We start from the raw sequence: 20,422 nt of genomic DNA, 5'->3' as shown, positions 1-20,422 counted from the left end.
AGATCAGCGCCGACGCCACCTGCAATGCAGTATGAGGTAGTCCTTTGACGAGACTGTTTGAGCCCACTGGATGCAAGGTCGACCTGTCGCTGGTGCGATGGGAAATGCAACCGGCAGCTACCAAAAGCGCTTCCGCGATCTGGACGGGCTCTATGCTGACGCCGCGGCGTTCGAAGCCATGCGCGTGACATGGGGTGAGCGCATCGTCTACGAGGTCTCCGAGTTCCGACCGACCGAGCAGTCGGGCGACCTGATTTTCGGCGTCACGCACATGGCGCCAGGGAAGGTCGGCGACGAATATTTCATGACGCGCGGTCACATCCACAGGCAGGCCGACCGGCCCGAGATCTACTATGGCCAGAAAGGGCACGGTCTCATGCTGATGGAGTCGCCGGAGGGCGAGGTTCGCATCCTGCCGATCGACGCCCAGACCGTCTGTTATGTTCCGCCGTTCTGGATCCACCGCTCGATCAATGTCGGGGAATGCGATCTGGTGATGCTGTTCTGCTACCCCGCCGATGCAGGGCAGGACTACGAGATCATGGCGAGATCGGGAGGCATGCGCTCGCGTGTCGTCGCCGGCGATGGAGGCTGCAGGCAAGTCGACAACCCGGATTGGCGACCGCGTGACGCGAAGCGGATCTCCGCCATCTATCAGCAACGATCCGGCATGGTGCCGGCATGAAGGTGCGCTTCGAGATCGCTGCTTCACTTCGCAGTAATGCACTGCGCGCGGAGAAAATCCGGGAGAATGGCGAATGAGCCGCTATCGGCCGGCCACCCAGCCGACATTCTACTTTATCGGCGTCACGACGACGAGCAGCTCGATCATGCGGGTTTTCCCCGCATGGGCGCGCCACCTCGGGCTGAAGGAAGCGGTTCTCAAGGATGCGGTTCTCAGGGGCATCGACTTTCCAACCCATGCCGATCCGGAGGCCTACCGTGAGGTCGTCTCCTTCATAAAATCCGACCCGCAGTCGCTTGGCGCGCTCGTCACCACGCACAAGATCGATCTTTTCAACGCAGCGCGCGACCTGTTCGATGTGATCGATCCGCACGCCCGCCTGATGCACGAGACCAGTTGCCTGTCGAAGCGGGGCGGAAAACTCGTCTGCCATGCCAAGGATCCGATCTCTTCGGGCCTTGCGATAGACGGTTTCATTCCGGCGGGATATTTTGCGGACACCGGCGCGGAAGTCCTGTCGATGGGCGCCGGCGGATCGACGATAGCAATCACCTGGCACCTGATGCGCAAGGAGCGTGGCGCCGACTTGCCTTCGCGCATCATTGTCAGCGACCGTTGGCAGCCGCGTCTCGATGAAATCGAGCGCATCCACAGAGACATGACGTCGGCGGTCGAGCTCGAATATGTCCTGGCCGACCGACCAGAGATCAATGACAAGACGTTGGCGGGGCTGAAACCAGGCTCGCTGGCGATCAACGCGACCGGACTTGGCAAGGACGCGCCCGGCTCGCCGATTACCGATGACGGCGTGTTCCCCAAGCGCGGCATTGCCTGGGATCTCAACTATCGCGGCGACCTGATCTTCCTCGACCAGGCAAGGCGGCAGCAGGCCCGACAGCAGTTGCAGATCGAGGATGGTTGGACATATTTCCTGCATGGCTGGACGCAGGTGATCGCAGAGGTCTTCGACATCGCGATCCCGGTGTCGGGACCGAATTTCGACGAGATGTCGCGCATCGCCATCGAAGCGGCGAAAGGCTGATGCCGTGGGTCTCGTCACGCCGCGCTCGCTCTGACCGATAGACAGAGGATCACATGTTTGCCCATCTCAGGACTCTTCCGAAATGAGCGGCGAGCTTTTCCTCGCCATCGACGTCGGCACCGGCAGCGTCCGCGCCGCACTGATCGATGTCGCCGGCAAGATCCTCGAGCTTGCGTCGCGCGAGCACGACCAGATCGTGCCGGAATTCGGCTGGGCCGAACAGCGGCCGCTCGACTGGTGGGAGGGTGCGCGAGCGAGCGTCAAGACGGTGCTGGACCGCGTCGAAGGCGCCCGCGAAAACATCTCTGCCATCTGCGTCTGCGGGCAGATGCACGGGCTGGTCCTGCTCGACGCGCACGGAGCGCTGACGCGCGACACGGCACCGCTCTGGAACGACAAGCGCACCGTCGATCTCGTCCGTCGCTTCGAGCAAGCGAATGAGCCGGACGGCTACCTGCCCGAAAGCGGCAACACGCCGACCCCGGCATGGCCGGGCTTCAAACTGCAATGGGTCCGAGACAACGATCCCGCCGCATACGCCCGCAGCGCAGTCGCCATCATGCCGAAGGATTACATCAACTACCGGCTGACCGGCGAGATCGCCATGGATACAGGCGACGCGTCCTGCAGCTTCCTGATGAACCCGGAGCGGCTCGACTGGTCGCCGGTGATGATCGAGCGCATGGGTCTCGACGCCGCCAAGCTGCCGCCGATCCGCAACCCGCTGGATGTCGTCGGCCACGTCACCGAACAGGCGGCGCTCGACACCGACCTGCGCCCTGGAACCCCGGTGCTGGTCGGTGGCGCCGACTATCCGGTGGCACTGCTCGGCTCAGGCGCCTGTCGCCCGGGAATGGGTTCCGACAGCACCGGCACGGGCGCCATCATCACTGTTATCGCGGAGAAGCCGCTGCTTGACCCGGAAATCTCGAACCTAGCGACGGTCGAAGGCAACTGGGCGCAATTCGTGCTGCTGGAGACCGGCGGCGACGGCATGCGCTGGGCACGCCGTGCCTTCCACGGCAACGCGCTGTCCTATGACGAGATCGTCGCCCGCGCCGCCGAGGCGCCGGCCGGTTGCGACGCGCTGCTCTTCATGCCCTTTCTCACCGGCGAACGCCTGGGGCGCCATCGCAACGCCCGCGCACAGTTCTTCGGATTGGGCGCCGGGCATGGCATGGAGCATTTGCACCGCTCGATCCTGGAAGGCATCGCCTTTGCCATGACCCGCCACATCCGCATCATGGAACACGCGTCAAACAGGCCGCTGGAGCGCGTTATCGCCGCCGGTGGCGGGGCGCGCACCGAACTCTGGCTGAAGATCAAGGCCAGTGCCTTCAACATTCCGATCCTGGTCCCGCGGGAGCCCGAATGCGGCATTGTCGGATGTGCCGCGATGGCCGCGACGGCGACAGGCCGCTTCTCGCGCGTCGACCAGGCGGCCGAGCGCTTCGTGAGCTACGGCGCCGAAATCCTGCCGGACCCCGGATGGGTCGAGATCTACAGCCGCACCCAACCGGTTTTCGAGCAGCTCTACCATCACAGCCAGGCGCTCTACGACGACATCGACGCACTGGCGGCCGCCACGCGGCCGAAGCAGCCGTAACGCATCTCAGGCCTGCCGAGCCCTGACTGCAGCGACAGATCTGGCAATCACGATGCATCCCGTTTGGGATGCATCGGACGATCGACTTCAGCTGTGGCGGATTTCCGTTCCCAGCACCTTCAGGCACTCGCGGATGAACGCGGCAAGTGCGGTCCAGCCCTTTGCCGAGACCATCGTCCCGTCGACATAGGCCTCGGTCGGCGACAGGTCGATATAGGTTCCGCCGGCCAGCGTCACTTCCGGCTCGCAGGCAGCCAGCGCACCGACCTTCTTGCCACGCACGACGCCGTCCACCGCGATCAGGATCTGGACGCCATGACAGATGGTAAAGATCGGCTTCCTGGTCTCGTGGAAATGGCGAACCATCGCCTGCACACGCTTGTCGGTGCGGATGTACTCGGGGCCACGGCCGCCGGCGCAATAGACGGCATGATACTGGTCGAGCTGTCTTTCCGCCTCCGAAAAGGTCTTGTTCAGCAACGCGTAGTGGCCGGGTTTTTCGGTGTAGGTCTGGTCACCCTCGAAATCGTGAAGCGACGTCTTGATCAGGTCGCCAGCGTTCTTGTCAGGACAGACGACATGGACGATGTGGCCGACCGCCTCCATCGCCTGCTGATAGACGAAGATCTCGTATTCCTCGGTAAACTCACCGGTCAACATCAGTATTTTCTTGCCTGGCATGGTCGGCTCCTCGTTTTTTGGATGGAAGGGTTTTATCCGGGATCTCCCGGACGTTTGCTCGCGTTGATCAACGGTGAATTCAACGTGACGGCGCCGCTCCCGACGGTGACGAACATCGTGCCAGCCTCAATCGAACGCCGGCAGCAAACGATCACGGGAATGCTCGATATGACGGCGCATCGCCTGTTCCGCCGCAGCGGGATCGGAGGCAGCGAAGGCGGCCAGGATGGCCTGATGCTCGTCGAGCGCTTCCTCGGTGACGCGCGAATGGAACATCAGGCGGAAGATGTGGAAGTGCGTATGCTGGAACGCCAGCGTCTCGCGCACCAGTTCATTGTTTGCAAATTCCATGATCCTATCGTGGAAAATGGCGTCCTGCCGCGCGAAATTGGAGTAACGCAGGCGTTCATCCTTGCCTTCGCGGCGCGCCATGCCGCCTGCGGACTCCTCAAGCACCGCAAGTTTCGTCTCATCCATCAATGCGGCTGCCTTGGCCGCCGCATGCGGCTCGAGCAGCAGGCGAAGCTCATACAGTTCGTCAAATCGGCGCCTGGTTATCTGCGGCGCGGCGCGGTAGCCGATCAAATGTGTCTTCAGCACAAGGCCTTCGCCTTCGAGGCGGCCGAGCGCTTCACGGATTGGCGTGTGCGATACTTCGAGTTCCTTGACCAGGCTGTCGACGGTGATCCGTGAGCCAGGCGCGATCTTCAGCGACATCAGTTGCGCGAAGATCGCTTCATAGACGTCCTCCACCAGGCTGTTGGATCGCTGGATGCGTCCGCTGGCGGGGTCGACTCCTCGGACGTTGCTGGCGTTCGTGACCTGCATCTTTGCCTCTTGACAGGATCACTGGCTAACATGATGCTTGGCTCAATACAATCCTATATCCTATACGATCTGATAGAGGATAGCTTTGCGCCAAGCTTGGCGAGCTCTCGCCATCCACATCATCGAGGGACGCAGACCATGAGCCTTTTCGCCGCCATAAGGCTGCCGCGCGAAATCCTCTTTGGCAAGGGCCAGCGCCATGTCATTGCACCAGTTGCGGCCAGGCTCGGCCGTCGCGCTCTCGTCTGCACGGACGAGCGCTTTGCCGCCACCGTCGCCTTCGCCGAGATCGTGGCGGGGCTCGAGGGCGCCTCGATCGCTGTGCTGGTTCACGATCGTGTGCAGCCCGATTTGCCGCGCGACACGGTTGCCGTCTGCGTCGAGGAGGCGCGGGATTTTGCGCCCGACATGGTGATCGGCATCGGCGGCGGCAGTTGTCTCGACATGACCAAATGCGCCGCGTTGCTCATCAGTCACGGCGGCCTGCTCCAGGACTATTATGGCGAGTTCAAGGTGCCCGGTCCGACGCTGCCGCTGATCGCAGTGCCAACGACAGCCGGCACCGGCTCGGAAGTGACCCCTGTCGCGGTGATCTCCGATCCGGATCGCACCATGAAGGTCGGCATCTCCAGCCCGCATCTGATCGCGGCAGCCGCCATCTGCGACCCCGAACTGACGATGACATGTCCCCCGGGACTGACGGCGATCGCCGGCGCAGACGCGCTGACCCATGCGGTCGAGGCTTTCACCGCCGCCAGGCGCGGCACCGACCCCAGCCTGCCGCAACAACATGTCTTCATCGGCAAGAGCGCGTTGACCGATCATCTTGCGCTGCTCGCCATCAAGCTGCTTGGCCGCAGTCTCGAGAAGGCATACCGCGACCCCTCTGACGAGGACGCTCGCGCCGATGTGATGATGGGCGCGCTTGCAGCCGGCTGCGCGTTCGGGACGGCCGGAACTGCGGCGGCGCACGCGGTGCAATATCCGGTCGGCGCCCTTACCCACACCGCTCACGGGCTGGGTGTCGCCACTATGCTGCCCTATGTCATGAAGTACAACCGGGCCGCAGTGGCCGCCGAGATGGCCGAGATCGGCCTTGCCCTTGGTCTCGACGGAAAAGGCCGGAGCACCGGTGAGATGGCCGACGCGACGATCGATGAGGTCGGCCGGCTGTTCGCAGCGATCAGCATCACGCCTACGCTGGCCAGGCTCGGGCTTGCCGCCGACAAGCTCGATTGGACCGCCGAACAGGCGCTTGGCATTGACCGTCTCATCAAGAACAATCCGCGTCCATTCGATCTGGCGGCTATGCGCGGCCTGATCCAGGCCGCCTATGATGGCGACCTCGCCGCCTGTGTCATGTGAGCAATCGAGGAGCAGGCCATGAACATATCGCATCAAGTGCTGGAGGACGATCAGGACACTACCGGCTTCCATAGATTCTCCCACGGCTTGTATATTGGCGGCCAATGGCGGCAATCCGCCGACGCCAGGGAAATCCAGGTCGTAGATCCCTCCACCGAGGCGGTGATCGCCGCGGTTCCCGATGCGACGATCGAAGATGCCGCGGCCGCCGTCGAGGCTGCGGCCAGGGCCGCCGATGGCTGGCGCACAACGGCGCCCCGCAAGCGTTCCGAAATCCTCAGGCGTTGCTTCGAGCTGATGACGCAGCGTTGCGAGACGCTGGCCACCCTGATCTCGCTGGAAAACGGCAAGGCGCTGCGGGACGCGCGTGGCGAGATCGCCTATGCCGCGGAATTCTTTCGCTGGAATGCCGAGGAAGCGGTTCGCATCTCCGGCGAATTCGGGATGGCGCCTTCCGGCACCAACCGGATCGTCGTCGACTACGAGCCGATCGGCATCTGCGTCCTTGTCACACCCTGGAATTTTCCTGCCGCCATGGCGACGCGCAAGATCGCGCCCGCTTTGGCTGCAGGGTGCACAGTGATCCTCAAGCCGGCCAGCGAGACCCCGCTTACCGCCTACGCGCTTGCCGCACTCTATGAAGAAGCGGGTGTCCCACCGGGGGTTGTCAACGTTCTGACAACCTCCAATCCCGGCCCGGTGACGGCCGCGATGCTGGCCGATCCGCGGGTGCGCAAACTCTCCTTCACCGGCTCGACTTCTGTCGGGCGCGTCCTGCTGGCCGAGGCCGCAAAGCACGTGGTTTCGTGTTCGATGGAGCTTGGCGGCAACGCGCCATTCCTTGTATTCGATGACGCGGATCTCGACGCGGCGGTCGATGGGGCGATGGTGGCGAAGATGCGCAACGCCGGCGAGGCCTGCACGGCCGCAAACCGCATCTATGTCCAGTCCGGCGTTTATGATGCGTTTTGCGAAAGCCTCGCCAGGCGGATGTCGGCACTCAAGATCGGCGCCGGCACGGACCCGGCCACGGAGTGCGGGCCGATGATCACCAGGAGGGCCGTCGACAAGATCGAACGTCTGGTCAACGATGCTGTCGCCCGTGGCGCGCGGGTGCTGTGCGGAGGCAACGCAGGCTCGGGAACGGGATACTATTATCCGCCGACCGTGCTCTGCGACGTCCCGGCCGAGGCGGAGATGGCGCACGAGGAAATTTTTGGGCCGGTGGCGCCGATCTCGAGCTTCGAAACGGAAGCCGAAATCATCGCGCGTGCCAACAACACCGAATACGGTCTTGCCGCCTACATATACACGCGCGATCTTGCGCGTGGAATGCGGGTGGCATCCAGGATCGAAGCTGGGATGGTCGCTCTCAACCGCGGCTTGATGTCCGATCCGGCAGCACCGTTCGGCGGGGTCAAGCAGAGCGGCCTCGGCCGCGAGGGCGGCCAGCATCACGGCATTGCCGAGTTCATGGAGGCGAAATACCTCGCCATCAGCATCTGAGCGGAGGAAGAGTGCAAAACGATCCGTTCCGCATCCGCGACCATGTCGCCGATTTTGACAAAATCGTCCAGGACATCGTTCACCGCAGCCAGGCCGTCCGCGCAACCATCCCGATGACAGCGGAAATTGCCTATGGGCCGGATCAGACCGAAACCATCGACCTGTTCTTTCCCCCGGGCAAAACAAGCGGCCTGCCGGTGCACATGTTTATCCATGGCGGCTACTGGAGGATGTTCTCCAAGCGCGACTACTCATACGTCGCGGCGACGATTACCCAGGCCGGTGCGATTGCCGCCATCGTCGACTATGCTCTGATGCCCAAGGTCAGGATGGCGACGATCGTCGACCAGGTGCGCCGCGCCAAGCGGTGGGTTCTGGCCCATATCGCCGACCATGGCGGAGACCCGGCAAACCTGACCGTCAGCGGTCATTCGGCCGGGGCACATCTTTCAACGTTCCTGTTCAACAGCGAGCATACCCCCTCCAATGTGCGGGCAGCCCTTCTGCTCGGCGGGCTCTACGATTTGAAACCGCTCCAAAATTCCTTTCTCGCCAACGAGATTGCAATCACCGATGAGGAAGTCGCCAGGTTTACACCGCTTGCCCATCGGCATGATCCTCAAACCAGGGCGATGGTTCTGGTCGGAGCCAACGAGACGCCGCCTTTCCATCAGCAGGCAGATCGATTCAAGGAGCACCTGCTGCAGCAGGGTTCGCCGGTAACGTCGCTTGTTCTCGCCAACCGCAACCACATGGACAGTGTCAGAGATCTCGGCATGCCCCGGAGCCAGGCGGGGGATTGCCTGACGAAACTGATTGCCAACGACGATCGTTGATCCAGCAGACATGCCGGCCATCATCCATCGCGGCTTACCGCAAGGGCGTCAGCAGCACGCCTCAGCGAGGGAAAAGAACCTCCCCCAAGCCAAGCACCGCGTTGTCGCCGCCATATTTCTGCGGCGCATTGCCCAGCAGCGGCCGTTTCAAAATACCCTCGGCAATCAGATGGCGATCGATGACGGCGGCGAAGACGCTTTCCGGGGCGCCGCATTCGACGAAGGTCGGCGACAGGCTTTTCGGCGCGCGATCGAGCAGGATCGAACCGCGACGCATCAGATAGCCGGGCATCTCGCCGGTGCCGCCGGCCACCACCAGCGTGCCGGCGATCATGCGGCTGCCGGCATTGTCGCCCAAGCCTTTTAGCACCGCGATCAGGCCGCGCCGCATGCGGTCGGCGGCAAAAGCGCCGGCTTTGCCCCTGACGATCAGCACGCCGCCATTCATGCCGGCCAGTTCGCCGGCGAGCGGCGCCCCAAGGTGATCGCCGGCGTTGCCCGTTATTTCAAGCCTGCCGCCGCGCATGCCGGAGCCGGCATGCGGGCCTGCATTGCCTTCGATGGTGAGCGTGCCGCCGCGCATGGCGCGCCCGGCCTGGGCGCCGGCATCGCCGACGAGGCGAACCGAACCGCCCCGCATGGCTTCCGCCACGCGGTCGAGGCGCGCGCTGCCGCCTTCGAACACGATGTCCTGCGGATCGTTGCCGGCGACGCGAAAGATATCGCCGACCTTCGAGCCATGCTTCGACATGCCGATCTGGATCTTTTCGATATCGCGCCTTTCGATCCCGGCAAGCCGCTCTGAGGTCAGCGGCGACAGGTCAAGGCGCTCGGGCGGCTCGGCGACAAGAGTGAAGGTCAGCGCTTTCACGGCAGCATATCCTTCAGCGAATAGATGAACTTGCCGAGCTTGCCGCCGTAATTGCCGGCGCTTATGCGAACCGCGCCTCGCCTCGGCCCAAGCTCGATGACGGCCTTGATCCCGGCCTTCATCGCGGCGGCAACGGCATCGTTGGTCTCGCCGTCGATGACGATTTCCAGGACGGCGTTGATGTCGGCACCGAGTTCACTCCTGACAACACCGCGCAGTGTCGGCGCGTAGGCTTCGTTGGCCGAGGCGATCATGCCTTTGTATTTACCACCGATCTTGGAACCCGAACGGGCGATGCCGCCTGGAAACGGCACGATCGCGCCCGGCACCAGGCCGATCGCGGCAACCGCGGCCTCGGCAGCATTCAAGGCCTTGGCGCTGCTTTCAGCCATGACGAAGAAATTGCCGCCGCCGACGGCAGCCTTCGTCAACCCGGTCGTTGCTTCGCACAGGAATTCGCCGTCCATGACGGGAACCCGCCAAAAATGCCTGCCGCCGATTTTCTTGGAGATCTGCCAGCCGTCGCCAAAATAACGCAGCGCCGAACCGAGCTTCAGCTCGGCGCTGCCCTCCAGTCCGGCGAAGCAGGCGGAACCCGGCGAGGTCAAGACACACTGGCCGATGCGATTGAGCAGTTGTTTCTGCAGTTCGTCGGTTCCCATCGCAAAGATCATCACGCGGCAGCCGGGCCGGCCATCCGGTGTCGCCGATGGCGGCAGCTCGACATCGATTGCCGCTTCGCAGCCGCAGCCGATCACCGAGGTGGCAAAGCCGGTCATGGTGATCGCCGCCTGGCGCGCCCATTTCCGGTTCGGCGCGGTGATGATGATGGCGGTTGCGCGCATGCCGAAGGCCTCGGCAAAGGTATCGTCGATCACTATGCCATTTACGCTCACGTTCGGCATGCAACCTCGCCGAATGGCTGTTCTCGCGCGATCGCCGATTCCGGGAAATTGAACCAGTCCAGCGACAGGCCGTAGCGCTGCTGGTGATAATCCTCCAAGCGCCGCAGCATCGCCTTGTCCGGCGGCGGATTGAGCCTGAGCGCCTTGCCCCAGCGGTAATGGGTGATCTCTCCGTCCTGCACGACGAGATCGCCATCCTTGAAGACATACGCCGCCTGCCCCAGCATGTTCGCGATATTCCCCTCCCTGCGGTAGACAGCGATGTCGGCTGTCGCCCCGGCGCCGAGATGGCCTCGATCCGTCAGCCCGAGCAGCTTGGCCGGGGCCGCACGCGTCATGATGGCAATTTCCTCGAATGTGTATTCGCGGTCGATCGCGGCCAGGGTGGAGAGCGCCATGGCGGATTTTGGAAGTCCGGCAATCATTTCGGTGCGCGCTTCCCGGCTCATCAGCAGCTCGAACAGGGCCGGATAGGCGGTAAAGGGCGCGCCGTTGGGATGATCGGTGGTGAAGAAGACACGCCACGGATCGTCGATCAGGAGAAAAAGCTCGAGCCCGATCGCCCACTGCATCGTGCCATAGAAATCCTTGCCATAGCGGTAGGGCACGATGCCGCCGCCATTGCCGTCGCCGTCATGAATGACGGATTTCTTCGGCTGCGCACTGCCACGCGCCGAAAACTGCCGCATGACGTCTGAGGAGATGGTGACCGTCTGGCCGAACATCACCTGGCCGATATCGATGGTGACTTCCGGCGTCGCGTTGACCAGTTCGGCAAGGCGCGCCGCGGCCGAGGAAAACCTGCGCTTGCCTTCCGTGCCGTAGCCATAGAACTGGAGATGGGCGAGGTGCAGCGGCAATCCTTCCGCCGCCGCGATCGTCGCGGCCGCCGTGTCCGCCGATCCGGGGCTGCCCAGATTGTTGCAATGGACATGCAGAGGATGCGGAACGCCAAGGCTGGCGACGGCCGCCTGCAGCGTCTTGACGATCTTGCGCGAGCTGACGCCATAGGAAGGCACCACGTCGTCCAGCGAGAAGGTGCGGACGTTTTCCTTGAAGGCGGCCGCCGCGCCGGCATTGATCACCTTGACCCCAAGCGCCCGCGTCGAGGCGACCGTCCAGGCGACATAGTCCTCGATCATTTGCGAGGAGGCGTCGTCGCGGATCATCGACAGCAGGAAATCGTCGTTGCCGAGAATGGCGAGCGTCGCCTTGTCGATGATCGGGATGTCGGCCAGTTCGAGATGGGTGTGAAGCGCGGCTCCCGGCGACATCGCCGGCTCGACCACCGTGGTGAAACCCATCTTGGCGTAGAGGCAGCCGGTCTGGAAGGTCGACCAGCCGGCATTGGAGAGCGGCGTCGTCGCCGGCCGCGCCTGGTGCGCGGCGTGCTGCTCCGGCAACAGCAGCCGTGCCGTATTCACGTTGCCGCCGCCGATGTGGGAATGGATGTCGATGGCGCCCGCCATGACGATGCAGCCGGCAGCGTCGATGGTCCGGTCGGCAGCGCCCGCCGCCGGCGCCGCAGCGATCTTGTCGTCGCTGATCCACAGGTCGCCCTTGCCGAGACGGCCGTTGACCGGATCGATGATGTCGCCGCCGGCGATTTTCGTCAGCATGGCAACGCCGCCTCGGCGGAGACATGACTGGCAACCAGCCGGATAACGGTCGCAGCGGAGGGCAGTTCCGACGCCGCTCGCGCCTCGACCGACCTTAGCGAACCGGTGCGGCTGGAATAGGCCACCGCCTGGTGATCGACGCCGGCTTCGCCGATGGCGATGGTGACCGCAGCACCCGCGACCGGCTCATGCGTTTTCGCCAGGGCGATCAGCGCCATGCGGTTCCTTTTCTTCTGCGGCTGGACAATCGAGGACGAGATCCGCAGGTGCAGATCGGCTTCGCCGGCGGCGATCATGCGCGCGACATCGTAACGCCAGGGATCGAAGTCCGGGAAGCCGCGCGCAAAGCCGGTGCGCAGCGGAAAACCGGTCATCCAGGTCGAGGCGAGCGCGCTTCCCCAGCCATTTTCGCTCGCCGGCAAATGCAGGCCGGATGCGCGTGATTTGCGGTTGAGATCGCTGACCAGTCCCTGCAGCATCTCCAGCGCCAGCCCTTCGGTTGCGTCGCCTGAAAACAGGAAGACGGGAAAATGCGCAGCCTCCAGGGCTTTGGCGAAATCGTCGAAATTCGACACCGGCTGCGATGTCTGGCGCCCCCTCCACTGCGCCCTCAGTGCCGCCAGCGTCGCGCCGAGGCCTGCCTCGCCGCAGGACAGCAGCGTCGCCGTCCGCCCGTTGCTCAACCGCGGCGCAGACGTTTCTTTCGACCCGACCAGAAAGATCTCGCGCTGATTCTTGGCCGAGAGATCGGGGGCCGAGAGATCGGGAACCGTCTCGGCAAGCTCGCCGACAAATTGATGATGGATCTGCGGGAGTTCGCCGACGATCACCACAACATCGGCGCGCCGGCGCGTTTCGCCGGGCGCGACGGTCATCGCGCCTTTGTCGGTAAAAAGCGCGGCCTCCCGGGAAACTGCCGCGCCATCGGCATGATCGTATGCCGCGCCAACCCGCTCAGCCAGCGCGATCGCCGCCCTGGTGCCGTGTATATCCGTATCCAGGCTGAAAACCGGGCACCGGCTTGACCCCAACAGCGCGGCGGCATGTGCGGCCGCGCGCTCGACCAGCGTTACCCGGTTGCCGATCCAAGCAACCGCCATTCACTACGCTACTTTCTGGTGCCGGCCCAATCCTAGACGAAACTGGATTGGCCGTGAACCCCGCCTGTCAGCAGATTAGCGAATGTTTTCTTACGCCATCAACAAATTCCGACCGCGCTTAATCATATTTGATGTAAGCGAAGCGCTGATCGGTCGGCGGAGTGCCTTCCAGCGCGCCGCCTTCCCGGGCCGGCTGCCACTGGACGACATCCTCGATCTTTTTGGCCAGCTCGAAGTCTTTGTCAGTGATGCCCTTGGCTGCATGGTTCATCAGGCGCACCTCGACCCAGGCATAGGAAGCCGTGATGTCGGGGTGGTGCCATGCCGCCTCGGCGAGATGGCCGACCGTGTTGATGACCATCAGTGTCGATTTCCAGCTGTGGGTCTTGTATTTGCGCCGGATCCAGCCGTTCTCGTAATACCATTTCGGCAGTTCCTTCTCGATCCGGTCGGCAATCTCGGCTTCCGAATAGACTTTTTCCCTCGGCGTCTCGTTCATCTCGACCTCCGCGAATTGCCCGGTCCGTTCTCGCGCCGAGCCAAAAGAAGATAAAACGAATGCACTCTCTGCGGCTTGCCCCTTCGACGAAAACAGCTATCATGGCGACGGGCACCTAAACTTCCATGATGCGTCTATGATGCACCCATCGGGGGGTAGATGTCGAATTCTGTTACCATACAAGTGCCCGCCCGCCTGCATCTTGGCTTCCTCGATCTCAACGGCGATACCGGGCGTCGCTTTGGCAGCGTCGGGCTGCCGCTGAGCGAACCCGAAACCGTCGTCACCCTGTCACGGTCCAGCGAGACCATCGTCGAAGGCGCCGACAGCCGTCGCGCCGGCGAACATCTGTCGACGCTCTGCAGCCATCTCGGCATTCGCGGTCAGCACCGTCTGGTGGTCGAACAGTCGATCCCGAGCCATGCCGGCCTGGGCTCCGGCACGCAGATCGCCCTTGCCGTCGCCGCGGCGCTGCGCACGCTCCACAAACTGCCTCTCGATATCGGCAGCGATGCGACCCTGCTCGATCGCGGCGGACGATCCGGCATCGGCATCGCCAGCTTCGAAAACGGTGGCGTCATTGTCGACGCCGGCAAGGACGACAGCGGCAGGCCGCCGCCGGTCGTGGCGCGACTGCCTTTCCCGGAAGAGTGGCGCGTCATCCTGATCCTCGACCATGGCGGGCATGGACTGCATGGCGACGCCGAGATCGCGGCGTTTCGTTCGCTGCCGCCCTTCCCGGCATCCGGCAGCGGTGAGATCTGCCGGCGGGTGCTGATGGGCATCATGCCGGCTCTTGTCGAGCACGACCTGCCAGCCTTCGGCGCCGCCGTCGCCGCGATCCAGATGCTGATCGGCACCCATTTCGCCCCGGCGCAAGGCGGCGTGTTCACCTCCAGGCGGGTCGAGAGCGTTGCCCACGCTCTCAACGAAGCAGGCGCCGTCGGCATCGGCCAGAGTTCGTGGGGGCCGACAGGGTTTGCCTTCGCCTCATCGCAAGACGCTGCAGTCAGCTTCGTCAGTGCGGTTCAGCAGGCAGTTGAAGACGGCGTCGAGATCAGGATCGTCAAGGGCAGGAATTCCGGCGCGAAGATCAGTTCGACCAGACTTGATCTCGTCGGCAGCTGACGGCTGGCCAACACGATCAGGTTCAAAGAAGAAAGGCGAGAAATGGCCCGCAAACACATCCTGCACATGCTGACGCCGTTGAAGCATATGAGCCCTTTCGACGTGAATATGGCTCTCGATGCAGGCTTCGACGCCGTCGTCCCCTATGTCGATGTAAGCCTGGGAGAGGTGACAGGCCTCGTGCAGGACGCGATCTTCTCGCGCCCGCCCGATGCGGGCGTCGATACCGGCATTTTTATCGCCGGCAAGGATGCCTCGCTGGCGCTCGACATGTTCGACGCAGCGCGAAAGGCGATGGTGCCGCCTTTCCAGGTTTCGGTATTCGCCGATCCAGCCGGCTCGTTCACCACGGCCGCGGCGATGGTGGCCAAGGTGGAAAAAGCGCTGGAGAAGAAATTCGAGCGCGGGCTGAAAGACACCAGGATCGCCGTTTTCGGCGCCACCGGCGTCGTCGGCTTCTGCACCGCCGTCATCGCCGCCAGGGAAGGCGCGGGGGTGACGCTGGTCGGCCATGACGGCATCGAAAGGGTCAAGCAGATCGCGGCCGAGATCAAAAGCCGGTTCAACATCGCCGTCGATGCGGCCGACGGATCGAGCGACGCCCGCAAGACGAAGCTGGTAGAGGCGAGCGAGGTGATCCTGGCGTGCGCCAAGGCCGGCGTCCAGGTGGTCTCGAAAGCCCAGTTGAAAGGCGACGGCCTGCTCATTGCCGCCGACGTCAATGCGGTCCCGCCGGCCGGCATCGAAGGCGTGGCCGTCAATGCCAATGGCGATCCGCTCGAAGCGGCAAAAGCTGTCGGCATTGGTCCGCTCGCCATCGGCAACGTGAAATACAAGGTCGAATTCGGCCTCTTCAAAAGAATGATCGAATCCGAAAAAACCATCACGCTCGATTTCCAGGAAGCATTTTCCCTTGCACGCGAGATTGCCAAATAACGCCGGATCTCTGCTGATCGCGGCGATTTCAGGCCGGGCGCTGGCTGCCGCTGCGCGCCGCGCCGGCTATCGTCCGCTGGTCGCCGATTTCTTTTGCGATACCGACACGGTCGCGCTTGCCGAGCGCGCGACGATGCTGCCGGGCGACCTGCAAGGCGGCATCGACGGCCTGCGCATCATCGAGACGCTTCGGCAACTGGCAGGAGACGACCAGCCGGTCGCCATCGTCCTGGGCTCGGGCTTCGAGCGGATGACCGAGACCGTCGACGAGATCGCGCGCCATTTTCCGCTCGCCGGCAACAGCGGCGCCGCGATCCGCAGGATCAAGGACCCGCAATTGCTGGCCACCGATTGCGCCGAACTTGGCATTCCGCATCCGGAATTCCAATGGGACCCGCCGCCCGATCCGGAGAACTGGGTGGTCAAGACCGCAGGCGGCGCCGGCGGCGCGCATATCAGGCGGGCCGCCGGAGAAACCCCGATATTACAGTGTCAGGCTCCTGGCGGCCGCTATTTCCAGCGCTTCGTTGCCGGCCGCAGCATCTCGGCCCTGTTCGTCGGCGACGGCCAAAGCGCTGACATCGTCGGCTTCAGCCAACAATGGGCGTCGCCTGCCCCGGCAGCGCCCTATCGCTATGGCGGCGCCGTGCGGTTGAGGCGCTTCGATCGCAGACGGGCGGCGATGATCCGCGGCTGGCTTTCAGGTCTGGCGCGTCGCGCCGGCCTAGTTGGATTGTGCAGCGCCGATCTCATTCGCGGACCGGATGGCTACAAGCTCATCGAGATCAATCCGCGGCCCGGCGCCACGCTCGACATTTTCGACGATGCCGACGCGCCATTGATAGAAGCGCATCTGCGCGCCGCGGCGGGCAAGAAATACCGTCTGCCGCGCTTCGTCGATTCGATGGCGTCGATGGTGACCTATGCGGCGGCGCCGATCGCCCGCTTTCCATCGATTGCCTGGCCTGAATGGACTGCCGACCATCAGTCGCCCGGCACCCGACTGATCGCCGGCGATCCGGTCTGCACCATCTTCGCGCGCGGTCCGAGCGCCGATCTGACCAGGCGGCTGATCAAGGGACAAGCCAGCCGATTGCAACACCAATGGGAAGGAGACCGGACATGAAAGACGGTTCGGCATTCCTCAACGACAATGCGCAGCGCATCATCGACGGCATGATCGGCGACGCCGAACGCCTGCGTATCGGCGTTTCCACCGGGCCATTGGGCGAGTGCCTGATCGACGCCGGCGCCAAGGCCGCCGGCGGCGTCGAGGCCGGGCTGCGCATGGCGGAAGCCGCGATGGGCGGCCTCGGCAGCATTTCGGTGTGCATGGACCGTGCGTCGCCAAAATGGCCGTTCACCATCGAAGTGCGGTCGTCGCAGCCGGTGCTTGCCTGCCTGGGCAGCCAGTATGCGGGCTGGAACCTGTCGAGCCAGGATTATTTTGCCATGGGATCGGGACCGGCGCGGGCGCTCGCCCGCGTCGAACCGCTGTTCGAAACACTCTCCTATCGCGACACCGCGTCGTCCGCCGTGCTGATCCTGGAGACGGCAAAACCGCCGCCCCAGGCGATCGTCGAGAAGGTCGGCAGGGCAACCGGACTGGCACCCGAAAAGCTCACCTTCCTCTATGCGCCGACACAAAGCCTGGCGGGCGGCGTGCAGATCGTTGCGCGCGCGCTCGAGGTTGCCCTGCACAAGACCAACGATCTCAAATTTCCGCTGGAGAACGTTGTCGACGGCATCGGCACGGCGCCCATCCCCGCCCCGCATCCGGATTTTCTGACCGCCATGGGCAGAACCAACGACGCCATCATCTATGGCGGCAGCGTCCAACTCTTCGTAAAAGGCTCGGCGAAAGACGCCAGCGAACTCGCGGAGCGATTGCCGAGCCGCGCCTCGCGCGACCACGGCCACCCCTTCGCCGAAGTCTTCAAGCGGTTCAAGGGAGATTTCTATGCCATCGATCCGCTGCTGTTCAGCCCGGCCGAAGTGATCGTCACGGCGATCGAGACCGGCGATACGTTCCGCGCCGGCGAGCGTGATCTGCAGATGCTCGAACGGAGCCTCGGTTAGACCATGGCGCTGCAATGGATCGGTCTGTCATCCGCCTGCCGGGGCATTCGTTCCGGCTTTCCGTATACCGGTATCCAAGGCGTGACATGATCCCTCGCATCCTGATCGTCAGCGACGTCTCGGACGCCCGCTCCAAGGGCCTGGCGGCAAGGCTGGAGCGGCGCGGCGCCGTGGTCGCAACAGTGCCGCTGCCGGCGATCGCGTTCGACACCGGCAGCCCGAGCGGACTGTCGATCCCCGGTTTCGACGGCGCGCTGCCCGACGCCGTGCTTGTCCGTTCGATCGCCGCCGGATCGTTCGAAGCGGTCACCCGGCGTCTCGGCGTGCTGCACGCATTCGGCAAGCTTTCCATTCCGGTGTGGAATTCCGCGCAGGCGATAGAACGCTGCGTCGACAAGTCGATGACGACCTTCCTCCTGAAGAATGCCGGCCTGCCGACGCCGCCGACATTCGCGGTCGAGGGTCTTGCCATGGCCGAAGCGGTCGCCAGACGCGAACTGCCGTTCGCGCCACTGGTGCTAAAACCGCTTTTCGGCGCCCAGGGCCGCGGCATCCGGCTGATCGAAACACTGTCCGACCTCCCCGCCGAGGACGAGGTGAACGGCGTCTACTATCTCCAGCATTACGTGCCGCGTTCTGGCCCTCCTTTCCGCGATTTTCGCGTTTTCGTCTGCGCCGGCGAGGTTTTGGCGATGATGAGCCGCCGTGGCGACGACTGGATCACCAATGTCAATCGCGGGGCGGTGCCCGAGCAAGTCTCGGGGCAGGTTTCGGGGCATGGCGAAACCGAACTGGCGGCGCTGGCACGGGCCGCCGCCGCCGCTATCTCAGCGGATTTCGCCGGCGTCGATATCGTGCCGGCGGCAGACGGCAAGCTGTTGGTGCTGGAGGTCAACAGCATGCCCGCCTGGTCCGGGCTTCAATCGGTGGTCGCGGTCAACATCGCCGATGCGATTGCCGACGCCCTGCTGAAATTCCTGGCTGATCGCCCAGCTGATCACCCAGAGGCGGCGGCGGCGCGACCCTACCGCCTCACCGCGCCGGCGAATTCGTGACCGACGGCATGGCGCATTCGCGAGAACGCCTCCGGGCTGCCTACAAGGACGCCTGCCGGATGGAGATCGAGGCGCTGAAACCGGGCAACGTCCATCTGTTCGCCGACGGGCACGGCATGTCCGCCGCCCAGTTCATGACCAGCGCCGAGGTCTCGTCCGTCCCGCTGACCGATCCCCGCCTGCCGGTCGGACAGCGCATGCTGGAAGCGGTCCGCGCGACGCGCCTGGCGGTCGCGACCAATACCAATCTCGGCATCATCCTTCTTGCTGGGCCTCTGCTATGCGCCGCCGAAATGGCGGGCGCCCAACTGCACGACAATCGCCTGCGCGATAATCTCGACGCGGTGCTGCGCGCGATGAGCATCGACGATACCAGGGCTGTATTCGAGGCGATCGTCGCCGCCGCGCCGGGCGGCCTCGGAGAGGCCGAGAACGATGTGCGGCAGGAGCCGAAGGTTCATCTGCTCGACGCCATGCGAGAGGCGGCCGACCGCGACATGATCGCCCGCCAATATGTTACCGGTTTCGGCGACGTGTTCGGCGTCGGGCTTGCGGCTCTGCAAGCGGCCTTGGCACGCGGCGAAGGCGGCATGTGGCCGACGGTGTTCGCCTATATGGCGTTTCTCGCCGTCTTCCCGGACAGTCATGTGGTGCGCAACCATGGCGCTGAAGTCGCAAATCAGGCGCGGCAACAAGCCCTTGCCGTTGAGGCGGCACTGCATGGCAATGACGACGAGGCGTCACGCATTCGTCTGCTCATGGAGCTCGACCGCCGGCTGAAAGCGAACAACGTCAACCCCGGCACCTCGGCCGACCTGACCGTGGCTACTCTTTTAGTCCACACTCTCGGCGTTCAGCTTGCATAATCGCAACGTTGGTGGTTGACTTTCAGGAGCGGAAGCTGGGCTTCCGCGGCTATCCAGCCAACCGGTCCGGATCTCCGGGCGCTGCCAACAAGGATAGCTGTCCATCGAGCGCTCGCTCGGTTTGCGGCGTCTTTGGACACCATAACTGTGTCTTGGAGGAAAATTGGCATGGCAAAGATCTCGAAAGTAATGGTCGGTGAATCGCTCGTAGGAGACGGCAACGAAGTGGCGCATGTCGACCTGCTCATCGGCCCACGGGGGAGCGCAGTCGAAACAGCATTTTGCAACGCGCTGACCAACAACAAGGACGGCTTTACCTCCCTTTTGGCGGTGATCGCGCCCAATCTTCAGTGCAAGCCCAACACCGTGATGTTCAATAAGGTCACGATCAAGGGCGCCAAGCAGGCCGTGCAGATGTTCGGCCCGGCCCAGCATGCAGTCGCAAAGGCCGTGCAGGACAGCGTCGCCGATGGGACCATTCCTGCCAATGAGGCGGACGACCTGTTCATCTGCGTCGGCGTTTTCATCCATTGGGACGCCGCCGACGACGCCAAGATCCAGAAGTACAATTACGAAGCGACGAAGGAAGCCATCCAACGCGCCGTTGCAGGAACGCCAACGGCCGCCGAAGCCACGGATAAGCGGGACCAGGTGAAGCATCCGTTCGCGGCTTAGACAAGAGACAGCCCCGCACAGGCAAAACCCTCCGCGGAGCCGGATGGTCTGTTGCGTCGCCTGAAAAAGCTTCTGGGCCTTTAGAGCACCGGACCAAAACTGCCCTCGGGCCTGATCCGAGGGTTGAAAACCGGTATTTG

The 20,422-nt window shown here is 63.7% G+C and carries 19 protein-coding genes and 1 pseudogene; 13 read left to right on the top strand and 7 right to left on the bottom strand.

Going from position 1 to position 20,422, the window contains the following annotated elements; all coding sequences use genetic code 11:
• Window positions 1–44: 44 nt before the first annotated feature.
• The 3 genes and pseudogenes from X738_RS50630 (at window position 45) to X738_RS50620 (ending at window position 3,333) form a co-directional block, all read left to right on the top strand.
• A pseudogene (locus X738_RS50630) lies at window positions 45–685 on the top strand (glucose-6-phosphate isomerase).
• 73 nt (window positions 686–758) lie between these two features.
• Window positions 759–1,727, top strand: coding sequence for a shikimate 5-dehydrogenase (locus tag X738_RS50625; protein ID WP_023797755.1), 969 nt, complete (start codon window positions 759–761; stop codon window positions 1,725–1,727).
• 82 nt (window positions 1,728–1,809) lie between these two features.
• Window positions 1,810–3,333 carry a xylulokinase gene (locus tag X738_RS50620; protein WP_023797754.1) on the top strand — a complete coding sequence of 508 codons (1,524 nt, stop codon included), beginning with the start codon at window positions 1,810–1,812 and terminating at the stop codon, window positions 3,331–3,333.
• An 87-nt stretch (window positions 3,334–3,420) separates the two neighbouring features.
• Here the strand turns inward: X738_RS50620 and X738_RS50615 are convergent, their stop codons facing one another.
• Window positions 3,421–4,014 carry a DJ-1/PfpI family protein gene (locus tag X738_RS50615; protein ID WP_023797753.1) on the bottom strand — a complete coding sequence of 198 codons (594 nt, stop codon included), beginning with the start codon at window positions 4,012–4,014 and terminating at the stop codon, window positions 3,421–3,423.
• A gap of 126 nt (window positions 4,015–4,140) precedes the next feature.
• Window positions 4,141–4,842, bottom strand: a complete 702-nt coding sequence (locus tag X738_RS50610; protein WP_023797752.1) for a GntR family transcriptional regulator — start codon at window positions 4,840–4,842, stop codon at window positions 4,141–4,143.
• Between the two features lie 138 nt (window positions 4,843–4,980).
• Between X738_RS50610 and X738_RS50605 the strand changes: the two genes are divergently transcribed.
• The 3 genes from X738_RS50605 to X738_RS50595 are packed head-to-tail and all read left to right on the top strand — an operon-like array spanning window position 4,981 to window position 8,549.
• The gene (locus tag X738_RS50605; RefSeq protein WP_023797751.1) at window positions 4,981–6,207 is read left to right on the top strand and encodes an iron-containing alcohol dehydrogenase; all 1,227 of its coding nucleotides are present in this window, start codon (window positions 4,981–4,983) and stop codon (window positions 6,205–6,207) included.
• Between the two features lie 18 nt (window positions 6,208–6,225).
• Complete coding sequence (locus X738_RS50600; protein ID WP_023797750.1) at window positions 6,226–7,713, top strand: NAD-dependent succinate-semialdehyde dehydrogenase; 1,488 nt, start codon at window positions 6,226–6,228, stop codon at window positions 7,711–7,713.
• A gap of 11 nt (window positions 7,714–7,724) precedes the next feature.
• Window positions 7,725–8,549 (top strand): alpha/beta hydrolase, encoded by an 825-nt coding sequence (locus tag X738_RS50595; RefSeq protein WP_023797749.1) that lies wholly within the window; start codon window positions 7,725–7,727, stop codon window positions 8,547–8,549.
• A 61-nt stretch (window positions 8,550–8,610) separates the two neighbouring features.
• On the opposite strand, the gene X738_RS50590 is transcribed toward X738_RS50595, so the two are convergent.
• From X738_RS50590 to X738_RS50570, 5 genes are all read right to left on the bottom strand, one after another.
• Window positions 8,611–9,420: a formylmethanofuran dehydrogenase subunit C gene (locus X738_RS50590; RefSeq protein WP_023797748.1), complete on the bottom strand. Its 810-nt coding sequence runs from the start codon at window positions 9,418–9,420 to the stop codon at window positions 8,611–8,613.
• Window positions 9,417–10,325 (bottom strand): formylmethanofuran--tetrahydromethanopterin N-formyltransferase, encoded by a 909-nt coding sequence (gene fhcD, locus X738_RS50585; RefSeq protein WP_023797747.1) that lies wholly within the window; start codon window positions 10,323–10,325, stop codon window positions 9,417–9,419. The genes X738_RS50590 and fhcD overlap by 4 nt, the downstream gene beginning before the upstream one ends.
• Complete coding sequence (locus X738_RS50580) at window positions 10,313–11,944, bottom strand: formylmethanofuran dehydrogenase subunit A (RefSeq protein WP_023797746.1); 1,632 nt, start codon at window positions 11,942–11,944, stop codon at window positions 10,313–10,315. The genes fhcD and X738_RS50580 overlap by 13 nt, the downstream gene beginning before the upstream one ends.
• Window positions 11,938–13,044: a tungsten-containing formylmethanofuran dehydrogenase subunit B gene (locus X738_RS50575; protein ID WP_023797745.1), complete on the bottom strand. Its 1,107-nt coding sequence runs from the start codon at window positions 13,042–13,044 to the stop codon at window positions 11,938–11,940. The genes X738_RS50580 and X738_RS50575 overlap by 7 nt, the downstream gene beginning before the upstream one ends.
• A gap of 118 nt (window positions 13,045–13,162) precedes the next feature.
• A complete protein-coding gene (locus tag X738_RS50570; protein ID WP_023797744.1) occupies window positions 13,163–13,543 on the bottom strand; it encodes a 4a-hydroxytetrahydrobiopterin dehydratase in 381 nt (126 codons plus the stop codon).
• 159 nt (window positions 13,544–13,702) lie between these two features.
• Between X738_RS50570 and X738_RS50565 the strand changes: the two genes are divergently transcribed.
• From X738_RS50565 to fae, 7 genes are all read left to right on the top strand, one after another.
• Window positions 13,703–14,671 (top strand): beta-ribofuranosylaminobenzene 5'-phosphate synthase family protein, encoded by a 969-nt coding sequence (locus X738_RS50565; protein WP_031254395.1) that lies wholly within the window; start codon window positions 13,703–13,705, stop codon window positions 14,669–14,671.
• Between the two features lie 42 nt (window positions 14,672–14,713).
• Window positions 14,714–15,607 carry an NAD(P)-dependent methylenetetrahydromethanopterin dehydrogenase gene (locus tag X738_RS50560; protein ID WP_023797742.1) on the top strand — a complete coding sequence of 298 codons (894 nt, stop codon included), beginning with the start codon at window positions 14,714–14,716 and terminating at the stop codon, window positions 15,605–15,607.
• The gene (locus X738_RS50555) at window positions 15,585–16,733 is read left to right on the top strand and encodes an ATP-grasp domain-containing protein (protein WP_031254392.1); all 1,149 of its coding nucleotides are present in this window, start codon (window positions 15,585–15,587) and stop codon (window positions 16,731–16,733) included. Before X738_RS50560 ends, X738_RS50555 begins: the two co-directional genes overlap by 23 nt.
• On the top strand, window positions 16,730–17,686 hold the full coding sequence (gene mch / locus X738_RS50550; protein ID WP_023797740.1) for a methenyltetrahydromethanopterin cyclohydrolase: 957 nt from the start codon (window positions 16,730–16,732) through the stop codon (window positions 17,684–17,686). Before X738_RS50555 ends, mch begins: the two co-directional genes overlap by 4 nt.
• Before the next feature lie 86 nt (window positions 17,687–17,772).
• Entirely contained in the window at window positions 17,773–18,741 is a 969-nt protein-coding gene (locus tag X738_RS50545) for an ATP-grasp domain-containing protein (RefSeq protein WP_031254390.1), read from the top strand.
• On the top strand, window positions 18,738–19,607 hold the full coding sequence (locus X738_RS50540) for a triphosphoribosyl-dephospho-CoA synthase (protein WP_023797738.1): 870 nt from the start codon (window positions 18,738–18,740) through the stop codon (window positions 19,605–19,607). Before X738_RS50545 ends, X738_RS50540 begins: the two co-directional genes overlap by 4 nt.
• Window positions 19,608–19,775: 168 nt before the next feature.
• Entirely contained in the window at window positions 19,776–20,282 is a 507-nt protein-coding gene (gene fae, locus X738_RS50535) for a formaldehyde-activating enzyme (protein ID WP_023797737.1), read from the top strand.
• Window positions 20,283–20,422: the final 140 nt, after the last annotated feature.

This window comes from Mesorhizobium sp. L48C026A00 (genome assembly GCF_000502375.1).
Classification (GTDB): Bacteria; Pseudomonadota; Alphaproteobacteria; order Rhizobiales; family Rhizobiaceae; genus Mesorhizobium; species Mesorhizobium muleiense.
Note: the sequence above shows the minus strand (reverse complement) of the source record. Positions and strands in the feature narration are given on the sequence as shown.

Bases quoted from the DNA above. Each gene is read 5' to 3' on its own strand.
- X738_RS50570 (WP_023797744.1), bottom strand. From the start codon at position 13,543: ATGAACGAGACGCCGAGGGAAAAAGTCTATTCGGAAGCCGAGATTGCC.
- X738_RS50610 (WP_023797752.1), bottom strand. From the start codon at position 4,842: ATGCAGGTCACGAACGCCAGCAACGTCCGAGGAGTCGACCCCGCCAGC.
- X738_RS50605 (WP_023797751.1), top strand. From the start codon at position 4,981: ATGAGCCTTTTCGCCGCCATAAGGCTGCCGCGCGAAATCCTCTTTGGC.
- X738_RS50600 (WP_023797750.1), top strand. From the start codon at position 6,226: ATGAACATATCGCATCAAGTGCTGGAGGACGATCAGGACACTACCGGC.
- X738_RS50615 (WP_023797753.1), bottom strand. From the start codon at position 4,014: ATGCCAGGCAAGAAAATACTGATGTTGACCGGTGAGTTTACCGAGGAA.
- X738_RS50575 (WP_023797745.1), bottom strand. From the start codon at position 13,044: ATGGCGGTTGCTTGGATCGGCAACCGGGTAACGCTGGTCGAGCGCGCG.
- X738_RS50580 (WP_023797746.1), bottom strand. From the start codon at position 11,944: ATGCTGACGAAAATCGCCGGCGGCGACATCATCGATCCGGTCAACGGC.
- fhcD (WP_023797747.1), bottom strand. From the start codon at position 10,325: ATGCCGAACGTGAGCGTAAATGGCATAGTGATCGACGATACCTTTGCC.
- mch (WP_023797740.1), top strand. From the start codon at position 16,730: ATGAAAGACGGTTCGGCATTCCTCAACGACAATGCGCAGCGCATCATC.
- X738_RS50625 (WP_023797755.1), top strand. From the start codon at position 759: ATGAGCCGCTATCGGCCGGCCACCCAGCCGACATTCTACTTTATCGGC.
- X738_RS50620 (WP_023797754.1), top strand. From the start codon at position 1,810: ATGAGCGGCGAGCTTTTCCTCGCCATCGACGTCGGCACCGGCAGCGTC.
- fae (WP_023797737.1), top strand. From the start codon at position 19,776: ATGGCAAAGATCTCGAAAGTAATGGTCGGTGAATCGCTCGTAGGAGAC.
- X738_RS50545 (WP_031254390.1), top strand. From the start codon at position 17,773: ATGATCCCTCGCATCCTGATCGTCAGCGACGTCTCGGACGCCCGCTCC.
- X738_RS50560 (WP_023797742.1), top strand. From the start codon at position 14,714: ATGGCCCGCAAACACATCCTGCACATGCTGACGCCGTTGAAGCATATG.
- X738_RS50565 (WP_031254395.1), top strand. From the start codon at position 13,703: ATGTCGAATTCTGTTACCATACAAGTGCCCGCCCGCCTGCATCTTGGC.